Consider the following 15,785-nt stretch of genomic DNA (forward strand, 5'->3'; position numbering starts at 1 on the left):
AAGTATAAATCGTTTAGTATACCGATTTTATTCATGAAGCTTTGCAATAATATTTGCCGTTTCCTCAACAGCTTTATTTGATACATCAATTACCTGACAGCCAATTTTATCAACTATTTTATCAAAGTAGTCTAATTCCTCTTTAATTCGATTAATATTCGCATAAAATGCTTCATCATTAAGTCCTAATGATTTTAATCTCTCTCTGCGAATATGATTTAGCTTATCAGGACTAATTCGCAGTCCTATACATTTTTGTGCTGAAACTTTATAAAGTTCTTCTGGTGGTTCAACTTCAGGTACAATCGGAACATTGGCTACTTTAAATCTCTTATGCGCTAAATATTGAGAAAGTGGGGTTTTCGAAGTACGTGATACACCAATTAATACGATATCCGCCTTGAGGATTCCCCTAGGATCTCGACCATCATCATATTTGACTGCAAATTCAATTGCTTCAACCTTTTTAAAATACTCTTCATCAAGTTTACGGACTCTACCGGGTTCATACTTTGCCGCTTTTCCATATGAGTTTTCCATAATATCAATAAGAGGGCCAATGATATCATAGTAAACAACTCCCTGTTTAACAGCTTCTTCTATTAAATATTGTCTTAATTCTGGTATGACCAACGTAAAACAAACTATTGCATTATCCTCTTTTGCAAGTGATAATACTTCTAAAATTGTCCCTTTGTCCTCAACATAAGGAATTCGTTTTATTTTTGTATTTACCGACACTCCATTGAATTGGCTAGCTGCTGCTTTTACAACTAATTCTGCCGTTTCTCCAACAGAGTCCGAAACAATATACACCATGCGGTAATTCATCATTTTACCCCTCTTCATTATTTGAACTAAACTTTTTAGCAATAAGTTACGAGGATCTCATCATTTTAGACTTTAGAAGATTTCCCTCTATAACATCTTATTTATTTTCAAAAACGCTATTGAAGCAATTTCATTTCAGTTAATGTTTTTCCCCTTTTATCTCTAATATCGTCAATTCAAAATGAATGTATTACCCACTTCTTTATAGAAATATTATATACATTCCTTCATTTTTGAAAAGAAATATGTTCTAACACATTTACTCTTTAGAAAAAGAGCTGACAATTGGTCAGCTCTCAGGTTAAATTAAAATCCTCATCCGTACTGCTAATTACCTGTTACTTAACTATAATATTATTTATTTGCGCAAAAGATTGAATTAATTTTGATAATTTAACCATTTGTGCTAAACGATTTTCTTTTACAATTTCGTTTTCAGCCATGACCATCGTATGGTCAAAGTAAGCATTAATTACCTCTTTAAGACTAGCTAATAGCTGATAACCTTCCTTCTCTTGACCATTTGTCAAAAGAGTAGATACATCTGTCGATATACGTAAATATTCTTTATATAATGTTTCTTCGTATTCATTTTCAAATAATTGTGGGTTAATTTCCTTTTCAATACCTTTTTTTGCAATATTCATTACACGAGATAACGATTCTACTTCCTCTTTAAATCGCTCAGTCTTAGAGATTTCGTTAAGAATTTTTGCGCGATTCACTAATGAGGTTACTTCAATATTTGACGATTCTAATACTGCATCAACGATATCATGTCTAATTTTCTCTTCCGCAAATACGTGTTTTAGACGTAATTTAAAGAAAGATAAAAGATCTTGCTTCGTATCAGACTTTGCTATTTCCTTATAGAAGTCCAATGTCAAATCGAATAATTCAGGCAATGCAAGTTTCCAGTTTTTAGCTAGCAATATTTGGACAATTCCACTAGCCTGCCTTCTTAATGCATAAGGATCCTGTGAACCAGAAGGAATTTTATTAATTGCGAAAAAACCAACAATTGTATCAAGTTTGTCTGCAAGGGCAACTATTCCACCGACATTTGAATTCGGGATCTCATCATCAGCATGTCTTGGCATATAATGTTCGTTTACAGCTAATGCAACTGCCTCTTTTTCCCCACTAATTCTTGCGTATTTTTCACCTATTTTTCCTTGTAATTCAGGGAATTCATAAACCATATGTGTAACGAGGTCAAATTTACAAATTGATGCAGCACGGGCAACATCTTTCTTTTCTTCTTCAGATACCTTTAATTTATCTGATAATATTTCTGCAATTTTAACAATTCGTTTTACCTTTTCTCCAAGTGTTCCTAATTCCTCATGGAAGACAATTTTATCTAATTTCAAAACAGCATCTTCAATTTTTAGCTTTTGGTCTTCTTTATAAAAGAAATTTGCATCTGATAATCTTGCACGTAAAACTTTTTCATTTCCTCTTGCTACATTTTCAAGATGATTGTGGTCACCATTTCGAACTGTGACAAAAAATGGTTGTAATTCTCCGCTCTGATTTCTTACAGGAAAATATCGTTGGTGCTCTTTCATAGTCGTAACTAATACTTCATCAGGTAAAGATAAATAATCCGCTTCGAATTTTCCAAACAACGCAGTTGGATACTCAACAAGATTATTTACTTCTTCCAATAATTCAGCATCAATTGGAATAACCCAATTTTGCTCTGCTTCCATCTCAGAAAGCTGATTAACAATTGCTTCTTTTCTTTTGATAGGATCTGCTAATACAAATTGCTCTAACAATAGCGCTTCATATAAAGAAGGTGCAGCTATTTCAACCTGACTTCCTAAAAAGCGATGGCCAAAAGTATATGAATTAGTTGTTACTCCAGCTATTTCAAATGGGATGATTTCTTTGCCAAACAAGGCAACAATCCACTTAATTGGACGAATGTAACGCATGTCTTGGTTACCCCAACGCATATTTTTAGGAAATGTTAGTCCTATGATAATTTGACGTAATTCTGTTAATAATGTTTTTGTTTCCTGTCCTTTAATCGATTTTTGCACATGGACATATTCGACACCATTTATTTCTTTAAAATAAATATCTTCTACATTTGCACCTTGACCCTTTGAAAAACCAATTGCAGCCTTTGTCCAATTCCCATTCTCATCAACAGCAATTTTCCTTGCAGGGCCTTTTGCTTCTTCTTCAATATCAGGTTGTTTTTCATCAACCTCTTTTACTAAGACAGCTAATCTACGAGGTGTAGAATAAGATTTGACCTCTCCATAAGAAAGCTTTTTATCATTTAGCCACTCAGAAACTTTAGTAGTAAATTGATTAGACGCATCTGTCACATAATGTGCAGGTACTTCCTCTAACCCGATCTCAATAAGTAAATCCTGTTTACTCATTTGCTTCTCCTCCTTCCTTCACTAACATTGGAAAACCTAGTTTTTCTCGTTCCTCATAAAATGTTTTTGCAACTTTACGAGCTAAGTTCCGCACTCTAGCAATATAGCCTGTGCGTTCAGTGACGGAAATGGCTCCTTTAGCATCTAATAAATTAAATGTATGGGAGCATTTTAAAACATAATCATAAGCTGGATGGACTAAGCCTTCATCCATTTGACGAATTGCTTCCTTTTCATAAGTTGAAAACAATTGGAACAACATCTCTGTATCCGATGTTTCAAACGTATATTTAGAATGTTCATATTCCGGCATCAAAAAGATGTCGCGAACAGTAAATCCCTCAGTCCATTCAAGATCAAATACATTTTCTTTATCCTGTATATATGAAGCTAATCTCTCAATCCCATAGGTAATTTCGGCAGAAACGGGTTTACATTCTATTCCACCTACTTGTTGGAAATATGTAAACTGAGTAATTTCCATTCCATCCAACCATACTTCCCATCCCAATCCTGCACAGCCTAAAGAAGGGTTTTCCCAGTTGTCCTCTACAAAACGAATATCATGCTCCAATGGGTCTATTCCTAAAGCACGTAAGGAATCTAAATAAAGCTCTTGAATGTTGTCTGGTGATGGTTTCATAATAACTTGAAATTGGTGATGCTGATAGAGACGGTTTGGATTTTCGCCATAACGCCCATCTGCAGGTCGTCTTGACGGTTCCACATATGCAACATTCCATGGTTCTGGCCCGATACTTCGTAAAAATGTATATGGACTCATTGTTCCAGCACCTTTTTCAGTATCATATGCCTGCATTAAAATACACCCTTGATCAGACCAATGCTTTTGTAGTGTAAGAATCATTTCTTGTATATTCATTATTGATACACCTCCATAAAGTTTTCCATATTATAAATAATTAGTGAAGAAAACAAAAAGCTCCCATCCTTATGCCAAAAATCGACATAGGGACGAGAGCTTACCCGCGGTTCCACCCTATTTGCTCACCTAATTATAAAGGCAAGCCACTTTCAATTACTGCTCCAGAACGCCTTTCATTACGAGCCAATCCTTAGCTTTCACCGTCCTAAGGTCGCTATTAATGGTTATTCGTAACTACTTCTTTCCTTCAACGCAAACTGTTAAATTCTAATTGCATATTAATCTAAAAATTCTCCGATGTCAATATACTGTATATTTTTGTACATAGGTATCATAGCTTCCCCTTTAAGGAATCTAATTGGTTTAAGAAACGCTTTGATTTAAGAGTCAGACCAGAATACTCTTGGTAATACGCTTCTATGACATGTTTGATCTCTTTTTTTGTCTCTGATTTCAAGGAAATCTTCCCTAATCGATTTAAGTCAAAATAATAAAATAATCTAAGTAATTTAGCGGTTGTTTGGGAAATAGGAATTCTATACGGATCAATTTCAAAGCAACGATGACAAATGAATCCTGCTTCTCTAATTGAAAAGTGAAATGTTCCTTCTTTATTTCCACAATTAGTGCAGCAATCAAATTGTGGCTTCAATCCTAGCAAAGGTAATATTTTTATTTCAAATATGCTCATTAAAATATCCGGGTCAACTTCTTCATTCAAATAATCAAGGGTCAGCTTATATAATTCAAATAAAAAAGGATTGCTTTCAAAGTTCTCAGTACTTTTATCAAGTAATTCTGATATGTAAGAGGCATAAGCTGTTAAAAAAATATCCTCACGTATAAACCGATGCGAAAAAATTGTTTCACCTTGCTGCAAACTTCCTAAACCAGTTGATTTTTGAAACAAAAACGTTCCATAAGTAAAAAGTTGGGTAATAGACGTAAGGCGGCTATTCGGTTTTTTAGCGCCTCTCGCCATAACCCCAACTTTTCCAAGTTCTCTCGTATATATTGTTACAATTTTATTTGTTTCACCATAGTCCGTCGATCGAATGACGATACCTTCACATTTTTGAAGCAAATTCCCTCACCTTCCAAAGGTTTAGGCAAGATCAGGAAATTGGAAAATCCATTTCAGCTAGTTCATCCTCTTGAGAATCGGGTCCTTCTTCATTCTCCTTTTCTAATTCTTTAAAAAGAAGATAAGTATCAATGCTACCTGTCTGAGAAAAAACTTTCCAGGTAAAATCCAACATAAAAACCCCACCTTTCAGTTGTTAAGACTAGCAAACAATAAATCCAATTTCATTACCATTATCTTGACCTGCATTTCATCATTTCATGTCAAACATTTTTTGCTAACAACATTTATGAATAATTCTTTTATCCTCAATATTCATCTTCTCTAAATCCATAGTCTCGCAACTGTGATGCCTTATTACGCCAATCTTTTTGAACTTTTACCCATAGCTCTAAAAATACTTTTGAACCTAGAAGTGCTTCGATATCGACGCGTGCGCGTTTCCCTACTTCTTTTAGCATACTTCCTTGTTTTCCAATAATAATTCCCTTTTGTGAATCTCGCTCTACAATAATTGTAGCTGCAACATATATAGCCTTATTATTTTCCCTTCGCTCAAGTGAATCCATTACAACAGCAACAGAATGCGGTATCTCTTCTCTAGTCAAATGAAGTACTTTTTCGCGAATTAATTCTGTTATAATAAATCTTTCTGGATGGTCTGTTACTTGATCATCTGGGTAATACTGTGGTCCTTCTGGTAATAATGATTCAATTTGTTTTAATAAAGTATCAACATTATTACCTTGTAAAGCAGATATCGGAATGATTTCTTTAAAAGGATATAAATTTTTATATTCTTCGATAATTGGTAAAAGCTCATCTGGGTGAATTTGGTCAATTTTATTGATGATTAGAAAAACAGGCGTATTCGTCTGCTTCAACCGTTCAATAATAAATTCATCCCCTCTGCCATATCCTTCTTCCGCATTAATCATAAAAAGTATAAGGTCAACCTCTTTTAATGTATTTTGGGCTACCTTCATCATAAAATCTCCAAGCTTATGCTTTGGTTTATGAATCCCTGGTGTATCGATAAATATCGTCTGTGAATTTTCAGTAGTATAAACACCTTGAATTTTATTACGTGTTGTTTGTGGTTTATCACTCATAATAGCTATCTTTTGACCAATAACTCTATTTATAAATGTAGATTTCCCTACATTTGGTCTTCCAATAATTGATACAAATCCTGATTTAAATCCTTGATTATTACTCATCTAAGTCCTCCGCTGAAAACGCTCCTGGTAGTAAATCTTCTACATTTATTTCCTGTATATCACCTTGTAAATTGGTTAGTATTACCTTCATATCTTTGGGACAAAGCTCTGAAATAACTTGACGACAAGCTCCACAAGGGGAAACAGGTCTTTTCGTATCAGCAATAACTGCTAATGCAACAAAGTCTTTGTCTCCTTCAGAAATGGCTTTAAACAATGCTGTGCGCTCAGCACAATTTGTCATGCTATATGATGCATTTTCTATATTACAACCTTTATAGACTTTTCCATCCTTTGTTAACAAAGCCGCACCAACATTAAATTTAGAATAGGGAGTATAAGCCATATTACGTGCTTCTTTCGCTTCACTGATGAGATGTTCAATATTCACAACATTTCTTCCTTTCTAAATTAACTATCCATTTCTTACTATTATTTTACCTAAACCAATCAGTAATTTCACGTTTTCTTCTATTTTGTTATTTAATTGTAAGAATTTTCGAAATCCACCACAATAAAACTGGATTTCATTCAAATAGGTAAATGTCCATAAACAATAATTAATCCTATTATAACCGAAAGTATTGCATACACCAAAACCGCACCAGCTGCTGCATCCTTTGCAGCCTTTGCAAGGGGTCTTTTTTCTTTTGTAACCAAATCCACGACATGCTCTAAAGCTGTATTGATTAACTCAAGTGAGAGCATCCCACCGATTAAAAATAGTAAAATAACCCACTCAAGTTTTGTAAATGACAGCAGTAAACCGATAATAAGCATCAAAATTGATACAACAACATGTATTTGAAAATTGCGCTCTGTTTTAAATGTCTGTACGATACCGGTCGAAGCAAACCAAAAGCTTTTGTAAAAACGCTTCCATTCAGAGTTCCGAGGTTCTTTTAAGTCCATAACTATTTAAAATTTCCTTTTGTTTAGTAAACATTACTTTCTCGTCTTCCTCTGTCATATGATCATAACCTAATAAATGTAAAAATCCATGGACTGCAAGGAAGCCAAGTTCTCTTAAAAAGGTATGTCCATATTCTTCAGCCTGTTCTTTTGCTCGTTGGATAGAAATAATAATATCCCCCAATACTGGTGGTTGCTCTATACCAATGATTTCAATTTCTCCCTCTCCCATTTCTTCAAGAGCAAATGAAATAACATCGGTAGGCTGATCCTTATCTCGATATTCACGGTTTACTTCTTGTATACGCTCATTCGTTACAAACGTGACTGAAATTTCAGCATCTTGGGCAACCTCTTCCATGTCAGCAGCATATTGTAATAAATCCTCTATTGTTTTAAGTTGTTCTTCGACTAATTCGTTCGTTTCATCAATTAAATCGATGATTAATCTCATGATTGTTTCACCTTCTGCTTTTTCGTTAATTCGGGGTATTCAATTCTTGAATGAAATATCCCTTTAAGTGATTCACAAAATGACTTCGCAATAATATCTAATTCTTTTAACGTTAAATCACATTCATCCAGCTGATGATCCTGTAGTCGATCAGCAATAATCGAACGGACTAATTTTTCAATTTTATCCGGAGTTGGATTTGACATTGATCGAACAGCTGCTTCAACACTATCAGCAATTGAGATGATGGCGATTTCCTTCGTTTGTGGTTTTGGACCTGGATATCGAAATTCTTCCTCATAGATTGAATCATTTGTTTGTTTTGCCTGATGATAAAAATATTTTAACAGGGAAGTACCGTGATGCTGTTCTGCAATATCAATAAATTCCTTAGGCATTTTATGTTTTTTTAGCATGTCCACACCATCTGTCACATGTGCAATAATAATATTTTTACTTAACTGTGGTGACAGCTTATTATGTGGATTTTCAATATTCATTTGGTTTTCAATAAAATACTGTGGCCGCTTTGTCTTACCGATATCGTGATAATAAGCACCAACTCTCGCTAATAACCCATCTGCCCCTATTGCTTCACAAGCAGATTCACTTAAATTTGCAACCATTACACTATGGTGATACGTTCCAGGTGTTTCCGTTAAAATCTTCCTTAATAATGGATGATTCGGATTCGACAGCTCAATTAATTTCATTGTTGATAATATACCAAATCCGGTTTCGAAAAATGGCATAAAGCCTATTGTTAACACAGATGCCACTAACCCAGAAACACATGCCATAATAAAGTAAGTTCCAATTTCAACATTTGTATAGCTTCCATTTCGGATTAGCAATATCGCAAGAAGAACTAAACAATTCATAATTGAAACAAATAAACCAGCTTGTAAGATTTTTGAACGGAGATTGTGGTCACCTAAAAATAATATACCTACTAGGCAAGCAAATAAGTAATAAACACCTACTGAAAAATTAAAGCTCCCTGTAACTCCTTCATTAAAAATGATACTGCCACAAATTGCAAAAATCATTGAGGTTAAAAAGGCTATTCTCTCATTAAGCAGTAGCTTTACAAGCATAGCGCCCATTGCAACAGGTACTATATAACCGATATGGTTATAATCGATTTTCTGAAATAAGCTTAAAATTTTCATTAATAAAAGGGTAATTGTAAAAATAAAACAATATAGAAGTAAGGAATTATTTTTAATTTTATTATCCTTTTTTTCAAAAAAGTAAATGATACCCGTTATTATTAGTAAAACGAGAATACCTAATCCTATGAAAGGTTTGTAAGATATCTGGTCATCTAGTAAGCCAACCAAGCCTAATTTACGGTATACTTCCCGACTAATAAGTTCGCCCTCATCTACAATGATTTGACCTTGTTTAATTTGTACTTCCTTAACTTCTTCTGATGCCTGTTGCCTTTTCTGATTAGTAGCATCCAAATCTAGGAAGTAATTCTGGGCTATAGCAAATCTTGCAAGGGTTATTGAAGATTGGAGGACATCCTTTTTTAAAGAGTAGGACTTTAATTCCTCCTCCACCTGATTCTTTGCTTCCGTTAACTGGACGATAGGTATTTCCTTGCTCATAGCATTATTTACTGCAGTAACAACAGCATTCTTAGCTAGTGTTACATCCTCATCTGACGCACTCATCAATGGCAAGAACGTTTCTTTAGGAATTTTTTCATTTATGGTATCCGTTAATTTTTCGTTTACTAGGCGGTTAACTTTTTCTTCTGGAGTAAGAATGGTTTCCTCTTTATCAGAGGTTTCAGTGTTGGCGCCTTCTTTTCTTACCTCGATTATTGCATCAAAAATCGATGAGATAAGATTTACTTGATCTTCAGAAATATTCTTATCTAGAACATATTGATCCTCAACAGAGTCATATGCCTCCTTCTTTTTCCTTTCTGTTTCTTCTTTATCAACAACAGTCGTTGGTGCATAAATTGTTTCTTTTGAAGGTGTAAAAGGTTCAATATCGAGAGTTTCAGGTTTTACATTGCTAAACAATGCAGCATAAATGATAATTGCAAGTACGACATATATCATAGCATGTAAAAATTTATGATTTTTAAACTTCTCTAATACATTTGGTTTTTTATTATTTTTCTTCTCTTTTTTCAAGGAAAGACACCACCTTATCTACAAATAAAGCTCCATATTATCATCATTCAATAGTCGTTTCTTGTCCATTATTTTCTTTTATCAGTCATTGTTCAACTCTTAAAATCATTTTACAATTAAAATCATGACTTTTTAACCCCTTTTTTATGGGTGACATTATCTCGTGTTTTAAAAGAATAACAGAAAAGTGACCCGAATTATCGGTTCGGGTCACTTGCTTTCATTTGAATTTTCATATGCAGCAATTATTTTTGCAACGAGTGGGTGTCGAACTACATCTGATTGCTCTAAAGTTATAAACGATATTCCTTGAACATTTGAAAGGGTATTTTCTGCTACTGCTAAGCCAGAATTTACTCCCTTTGGTAAATCTACTTGAGTAATATCGCCTGTTATCACCATTTTAGATCCAAATCCTAATCTTGTTAAAAACATTTTCATTTGAGCTGGTGTTGTATTTTGCGCTTCATCTAGAATGACAAATGCATCGTCCAATGTTCTCCCACGCATATAAGCTAAGGGGGCAATTTCAATTGTTCCCCGCTCGATTAACCTTTGAGTATGTTCCATCCCTAAAACATCATGCAAGGCGTCATAGAGGGGTCTTAAATAAGGATCTACCTTTTCCTTTAAATCCCCTGGTAAGAAACCAAGACTCTCCCCTGCTTCTACAGCAGGACGAGTTAAAATAATTCTTTTAATACTCCCATTTTTTAATGCATTAACAGCCATCACAACTGCTAAATAAGTCTTACCAGTTCCAGCTGGACCAATTCCAAAAACTAAATCGTTTTTCTGAATTGCAGCAATATAATGGCGCTGTCCTAGAGTTTTAACTCTTATTGATTTCCCTTTAGCAGTTTTTGAAATTTCCTGTACATATAATTGTTCAAACTGTTCTAACTGCTGTTCTTTCGCCATAGTGATTGCGTAAAGAACATCTCTCTCACTAATATTTATTCCTCTACGAATAATAAGCAGTAGCGATTTTAGTAATTCATCGACCAAATTAACATTTTCCGACTCTCCGGAAACAAATACTGCTTCACCACGCGTAACGATGGAGACATTTAGTTCATCTTCAATTCGTTTAAGATGAACATCATGATTACCAAATAGAGCAACTGCTTCATTTGGATTTTCTAACTGCTGGTTTAATGTCACTAATTCTTCTGGCATTCTTTAATCTCCCTGAACAATTGGTGTAGTTTTTACGATATTTTCTAACACTTGGTAAAGAACGGTTAATTTAACTTTACCATTCTCTGTAGTCTCGTGCAAAATTTTTTCTCCAATTACTTGTTCTTTTTCATCTAAATTTTTTTCAATATCCTTTTTGCCGCGATCTAATGCAGCCTCTTTAGCTTGTTCTACAGAATAATCTCTAGATACTTCTTCCTTTTCGCGATAAATATCTTTTGAATAAGCTATTGGCAAAGTAAAATTTAAAAACTTTAAATATCTAACATCATCTTCAACTTCATACTCTCCATATTCCGGTTTACCAAAACCCCAAACAGGGATGTTGAGTGACCCCACCTTAATATGATGTTTAACTTTATTTTCACCAGTAAAAACTTGAAACGATGTCTTTAATGGAATTGTAATTGTTGATTTGTACCAGGTTTCCCCGAAAATTTCTGCTTTAGCAGCAACTTGCTGCTGTTCATCCTCTTTCCCTATCAATCCAGATACTAATATTTGCCCTTTTTTCACATGCTCATGTAAAGTTGTCATTGGCTGTCCTTGTTCAACAAACATTTTAGCAATAGTTGCTTCCTTTTCAGCAATTATATGTCTCGGACTTACCTTTTCTGTTTCTTCTGGTTGATTCTTTTCTACAACCTTTAAATGGTATGTGGTTCCAGTAAGTTCTACCCCAACCCATGTAATTTGATTAATATTATCTGTTAAGGATTTTTGAATTTCATCTGGATTATCAACGAAAAATTGAAATTTACCAGTTTTTACTCCAATTCGAGAAAGTTCTTTTTTGATTAAATGTTCCGTCTCAGGAGTTGCGCCTTCAATTTTTATCCCCCAAATCATATTTGATAAAGCGAAAATAACAAGTAAAAAAGCAAGTAATCCTATTACAAAGCCACTATTACGATATGTCCTTTTTACAAAAAATGGCATTCCGATTCGCCGCTCAAATTTACATGAACAGTCATGATTTCTTACAACCTTTCTTAAGGCATGTACATCTTTGAGGCTAACAAAAAAGCTCATTGTTTCCTTACTCGTTCTTTTCACTTTCCAAACAACAATTTTTTCCCGTACACATTCATTTAAGAACCGCTCTGTTCCCCTACCACTAATACTAACTTTAATTATACCGTATAAATAACTCGTCCATTGATTTCTCATCCTTCTCCCCCTATCTTAACTGTTTTATATGTAAATAGATCTGCTGTGCATTTTTTGGGAAACACAGCAGACGAATCTGTGCATTTTTATTTCTGACGATATATCTTTATTCATTTAAAAATTGCACTTGACTTATTTTTCCTTCTAGAAGGATTTCTTCCGGTAAAATTGTTTTTATGACAAAAGCCTCACCTTTAATTAATAATTGTCCTTGTTTTAATAAAAGTCGAAGCTCTGTATCGGTAAAAGCAAGGAGTCCGCGATGATTTTCTATGTATATATGAAGCTGTCCTACCATCGTAATTCTAGGAAGATCCATCATGACGTCGGGAGGAAGGTCAATTGTATTTGTTATCCATTTTGTTAGCTGTTGTCGCCATTTTTTCGCCAAAAAAAAGACCCCCTTTCATCTCATATGTATGAGAGAAAGTAGAGTCTTATAACATGATTATGATGAGAAGTTAAGAATGTCGTTTATTTCTTGTATAATGTGGGTTTTTTGACCTTGGTGGCCCTAATATTTCACTCCAGATTACACCTTGTATTGCATTCCTGCGGTCTACTATTAATCGATTATCTCTAACTGGGGAGGGATTTTGCTTCACTTGCTTATTTGATTTTCCCCGAATTTTTTGCGTAGCATCTATGTTTTTTTGATAGTTCCCAACTTCTGCTTTTTGCATTTTCTCATATGCCTGCTGTACAGTTTGTCTCGTTTTGTGTTTTTCTCTTTTTTCTTTAGGGCGTTCAACGGTTGTCATAACTGGCTTTGGTAGTTTTTGCTTCGGTTTATTGTTCGTCTGTTCCTTTTTCTTGTTAGAATCTTCATCTTTTGAAAAAAATAGCTTCGTAATCAAACCTACTATTATTGCCCAAACTAAAGGATTTGTAAAAATCTCAAACAAATCCATACGAGATCCCTCCTTTTTATGAAGGATTTTGAGCCGAAAATACATTGTCCATGTCATTCGGTACTTCCATCATCATTTAACACGTTTTTTTCGGTCTATAAGTGTTTACTAGCAATTAACAGCCAGTTTTTCTTTACCTGTAAACAACCTTAAGATTTAGTTACATTACTAAGCTTTACTTTTTAATACTCATTATTATCATTATAGTCTTGATTAGTTTTTCCGATAGAATCTCTCATATCAGTGTCAGCAGATATATTTTTAAAATTCATATAATCCATAACACCTATATTTCCTGAACGTAACGCCTCAGCCATTGCTAAAGGTACTTTCGCTTCCGCTTCAACTACCTTTGCTTTCATTTCCTGTACTCGCGCTAACATTTCTTGCTCTTGTGCAACAGCCATTGCTCTTCGTTCTTCCGCTTTAGCTTGAGCAATCTTTTTATCCGCTTCAGCTTGCTCAGTTTGAAGCTCAGCCCCAATGTTTTTACCGATGTCTACATCAGCAATATCAATGGACAGAATTTCGAAGGCTGTTCCTGAATCTAACCCTTTACCTAAAACAGTTTGCGAAATCATATCTGGATTTTCTAGAACTTTTTTATGATCCGTTTGCGAACCTATCGTTGAAACAATCCCTTCACCGACACGAGCAATAATTGTTTCTTCTCCGGCTCCCCCGACTAAGCGTTCAATATTTGCTCTTACAGTAATTCTAGCTTTCGCCTTCACTTCAATACCATCCATTGCAACACCAGCGATAAAAGGTGTTTCAATTACTTTTGGATTTACACTCATTTGTACAGCCTCTAATACATCACGTCCAGCAAGATCGATTGCAGCACAACGTTCAAAGGTTAACTCAATATTCGCACGTTCTGCAGCAATAAGCGCATTTACGACGCGATCAACGTTCCCCCCTGCTAAGTAATGACTCTCTAATTGATTTGTCGTTACATTTAAGCCAGCTTTATGTGCTTTGATAAGGGGATTTACAACCCTACTTGGAATAACTCTTCGAAGCCTCATTCCAATTAATGTGAAAATACTAATTTTCACACCAGCTGCTAATGCAGAAATCCAAAGTGCAATTGGTACAAATGTAAAAAATACACTTAATACAATAATTCCGAGGATAATTAATCCTATTGGTAAAATTAACGATGCTTCCATTTTGAACCTCCAACTTGTTTTTCGTTTTCATCCATTGTTAAATTTCTCTTACAACGATACGTGAGCCTTCAACTTTCACTACCTTGATCTTTTGCCCTTTTTCAATATATGTCCCTTCTGATACAACATCTACTCGTTCATCTATAATGAGAGCTGTACCAGACGGTCTTAATATCGTCAATGCAGTACCTTCTTTACCAATTAAATCATTTCTTGACTTATTTGAGACATAGCCACTTTTAGTATTTGTAGAGTCACGCAAGATAAATTTATTAAACAGTTTCATACGCTTTCCAAACACCTTTACTAATAAAATAGATGCTACGATTGCAATTACAAATGCAATCAATAATGAGATAGTCATATTCATAACATTTCCAGAAGCAATATAAAGGCTTGCAACAATACTTGCAAATCCTAATACACCTAGTATACCACCAGGAACAAATAATTCTGCAACGATAAAAGCAATCCCTAATACAAAAAAGACAATTGCCTCCATCCCAGCTAATCCTGCTACATAATGACCATAAAAAAATAACAGCAAAGAAGTTAAACCTGTGAGCCCTGGTAATCCAAACCCTGGAGAATATAGTTCTGCAACTAACCCTAAGCTTCCGATCGATAATAATATCGGTACAACTACAGGGTTAGTTAAAAATCGAGCGATCTTAACAGCTAAACCCTCATCTGCATAAGTAATTGCATCAGTTGATAATTTTTTTTTCTCCAAAAGTTCATGGATATTTTCGACCGTTCCTTCAGAATAACCAACATCTTTAGCTTGTTTAGTTTCTAGTGTAAGCAAATCCCCTTTTGCTGCACCATATTCAGGTAGATCAATTTCCTTATCTACCATTGCTAATGCAAACTTAGGGTCTCTCCCATTATGTTCCGCAGCTTCCTTCATCTCGGCTAACCATAATGATTGTGATTTATCATCTGCAGCATTTCCATCTCCAGTAATAATCGCAGCAGAACCGATCTTACTTCCAGGAGCCATATAAATGTCATCTGCATTTAAGGCAATATATGCCCCCGCTGAGATAGCCCTTTTATTAATAAATGCAGTTATTGGTATATCACTAGCGCGGAGTGAATCTGCTATTTCTAATGCTGCTTCAACCTCTCCGCCTAATGTATCTATTTCTAATACAATCTGGCTTACATTATTTGATTTTGCCTCAGAAATTGCTTTTTTAATATACTGTGACAATCCTTTTTCTACAGTACCCTCTAATTTAATGACAAATACTTCATTTCCAGTATCAGCCTTTATGATAGATTGTGAACTATTGAAAAGAGCAAGAATAATTGCAAAAGTAAATAAAAATTGATAAAAGGGTTTTCTCATGTAGTTTCTCCCTCCTTTCTCCTTTGACTT

Annotated in this window: 16 protein-coding genes and 1 other annotated feature; all 16 genes read right to left on the bottom strand. The window is 34.6% G+C overall.

Annotated features, from left to right (window positions below):
• Positions 1-27: 27 nt before the first annotated feature.
• On the bottom strand, positions 28-831 hold the full coding sequence (locus tag ACTJJ9_RS12835; protein ID WP_095302481.1) for a pyruvate, water dikinase regulatory protein: 804 nt from the start codon (positions 829-831) through the stop codon (positions 28-30).
• 338 nt (positions 832-1,169) lie between these two features.
• Positions 1,170-3,233 (bottom strand): glycine--tRNA ligase subunit beta, encoded by a 2,064-nt coding sequence (gene glyS / locus ACTJJ9_RS12840; protein WP_440768680.1) that lies wholly within the window; start codon positions 3,231-3,233, stop codon positions 1,170-1,172.
• Entirely contained in the window at positions 3,226-4,116 is an 891-nt protein-coding gene (gene glyQ, locus ACTJJ9_RS12845) for a glycine--tRNA ligase subunit alpha (RefSeq protein WP_095302483.1), read from the bottom strand. Before glyQ ends, glyS begins: the two co-directional genes overlap by 8 nt.
• Before the next feature lie 85 nt (positions 4,117-4,201).
• Positions 4,202-4,379 (bottom strand) — a binding site (T-box leader).
• Positions 4,380-4,450: 71 nt separating this feature from the next.
• Positions 4,451-5,203: a DNA repair protein RecO gene (recO, locus tag ACTJJ9_RS12850; protein ID WP_440768681.1), complete on the bottom strand. Its 753-nt coding sequence runs from the start codon at positions 5,201-5,203 to the stop codon at positions 4,451-4,453.
• Positions 5,204-5,234: 31 nt separating this feature from the next.
• Entirely contained in the window at positions 5,235-5,378 is a 144-nt protein-coding gene (locus ACTJJ9_RS12855; protein ID WP_095302485.1) for a YqzL family protein, read from the bottom strand.
• 133 nt (positions 5,379-5,511) lie between these two features.
• Positions 5,512-6,423 (bottom strand): GTPase Era, encoded by a 912-nt coding sequence (era, locus tag ACTJJ9_RS12860; protein ID WP_145581474.1) that lies wholly within the window; start codon positions 6,421-6,423, stop codon positions 5,512-5,514.
• Positions 6,416-6,814 carry a cytidine deaminase gene (locus ACTJJ9_RS12865; RefSeq protein ID WP_095302487.1) on the bottom strand — a complete coding sequence of 133 codons (399 nt, stop codon included), beginning with the start codon at positions 6,812-6,814 and terminating at the stop codon, positions 6,416-6,418. The genes era and ACTJJ9_RS12865 overlap by 8 nt, the downstream gene beginning before the upstream one ends.
• A 140-nt stretch (positions 6,815-6,954) precedes the next feature.
• A complete protein-coding gene (locus ACTJJ9_RS12870) occupies positions 6,955-7,335 on the bottom strand; it encodes a diacylglycerol kinase family protein (protein ID WP_095302488.1) in 381 nt (126 codons plus the stop codon).
• Positions 7,307-7,789, bottom strand: a complete 483-nt coding sequence (ybeY, locus tag ACTJJ9_RS12875; protein WP_095302489.1) for an rRNA maturation RNase YbeY — start codon at positions 7,787-7,789, stop codon at positions 7,307-7,309. Before ybeY ends, ACTJJ9_RS12870 begins: the two co-directional genes overlap by 29 nt.
• Positions 7,786-9,945, bottom strand: coding sequence for an HD family phosphohydrolase (locus tag ACTJJ9_RS12880; RefSeq protein WP_440768682.1), 2,160 nt, complete (start codon positions 9,943-9,945; stop codon positions 7,786-7,788). Before ACTJJ9_RS12880 ends, ybeY begins: the two co-directional genes overlap by 4 nt.
• Positions 9,946-10,155: 210 nt before the next feature.
• Positions 10,156-11,124, bottom strand: a complete 969-nt coding sequence (locus tag ACTJJ9_RS12885; RefSeq protein WP_095302490.1) for a PhoH family protein — start codon at positions 11,122-11,124, stop codon at positions 10,156-10,158.
• Positions 11,125-11,127: 3 nt separating this feature from the next.
• Positions 11,128-12,315, bottom strand: coding sequence for a sporulation protein YqfD (yqfD, locus tag ACTJJ9_RS12890; RefSeq protein ID WP_145581473.1), 1,188 nt, complete (start codon positions 12,313-12,315; stop codon positions 11,128-11,130).
• 106 nt (positions 12,316-12,421) lie between these two features.
• A complete protein-coding gene (gene yqfC, locus ACTJJ9_RS12895; protein ID WP_095302492.1) occupies positions 12,422-12,706 on the bottom strand; it encodes a sporulation protein YqfC in 285 nt (94 codons plus the stop codon).
• A gap of 70 nt (positions 12,707-12,776) precedes the next feature.
• Positions 12,777-13,226, bottom strand: coding sequence for a hypothetical protein (locus ACTJJ9_RS12900; RefSeq protein WP_145581472.1), 450 nt, complete (start codon positions 13,224-13,226; stop codon positions 12,777-12,779).
• Between the two features lie 182 nt (positions 13,227-13,408).
• On the bottom strand, positions 13,409-14,401 hold the full coding sequence (gene floA, locus ACTJJ9_RS12905; RefSeq protein ID WP_145581471.1) for a flotillin-like protein FloA: 993 nt from the start codon (positions 14,399-14,401) through the stop codon (positions 13,409-13,411).
• Positions 14,402-14,438: 37 nt separating this feature from the next.
• Positions 14,439-15,755 (bottom strand): NfeD family protein, encoded by a 1,317-nt coding sequence (locus ACTJJ9_RS12910; RefSeq protein WP_440768683.1) that lies wholly within the window; start codon positions 15,753-15,755, stop codon positions 14,439-14,441.
• Positions 15,756-15,785: the final 30 nt, after the last annotated feature.

The organism is Metabacillus sp. 22489 (assembly GCF_052044855.1).
Lineage (GTDB): Bacteria > Bacillota > Bacilli > Bacillales > Bacillaceae > Metabacillus > Metabacillus niabensis.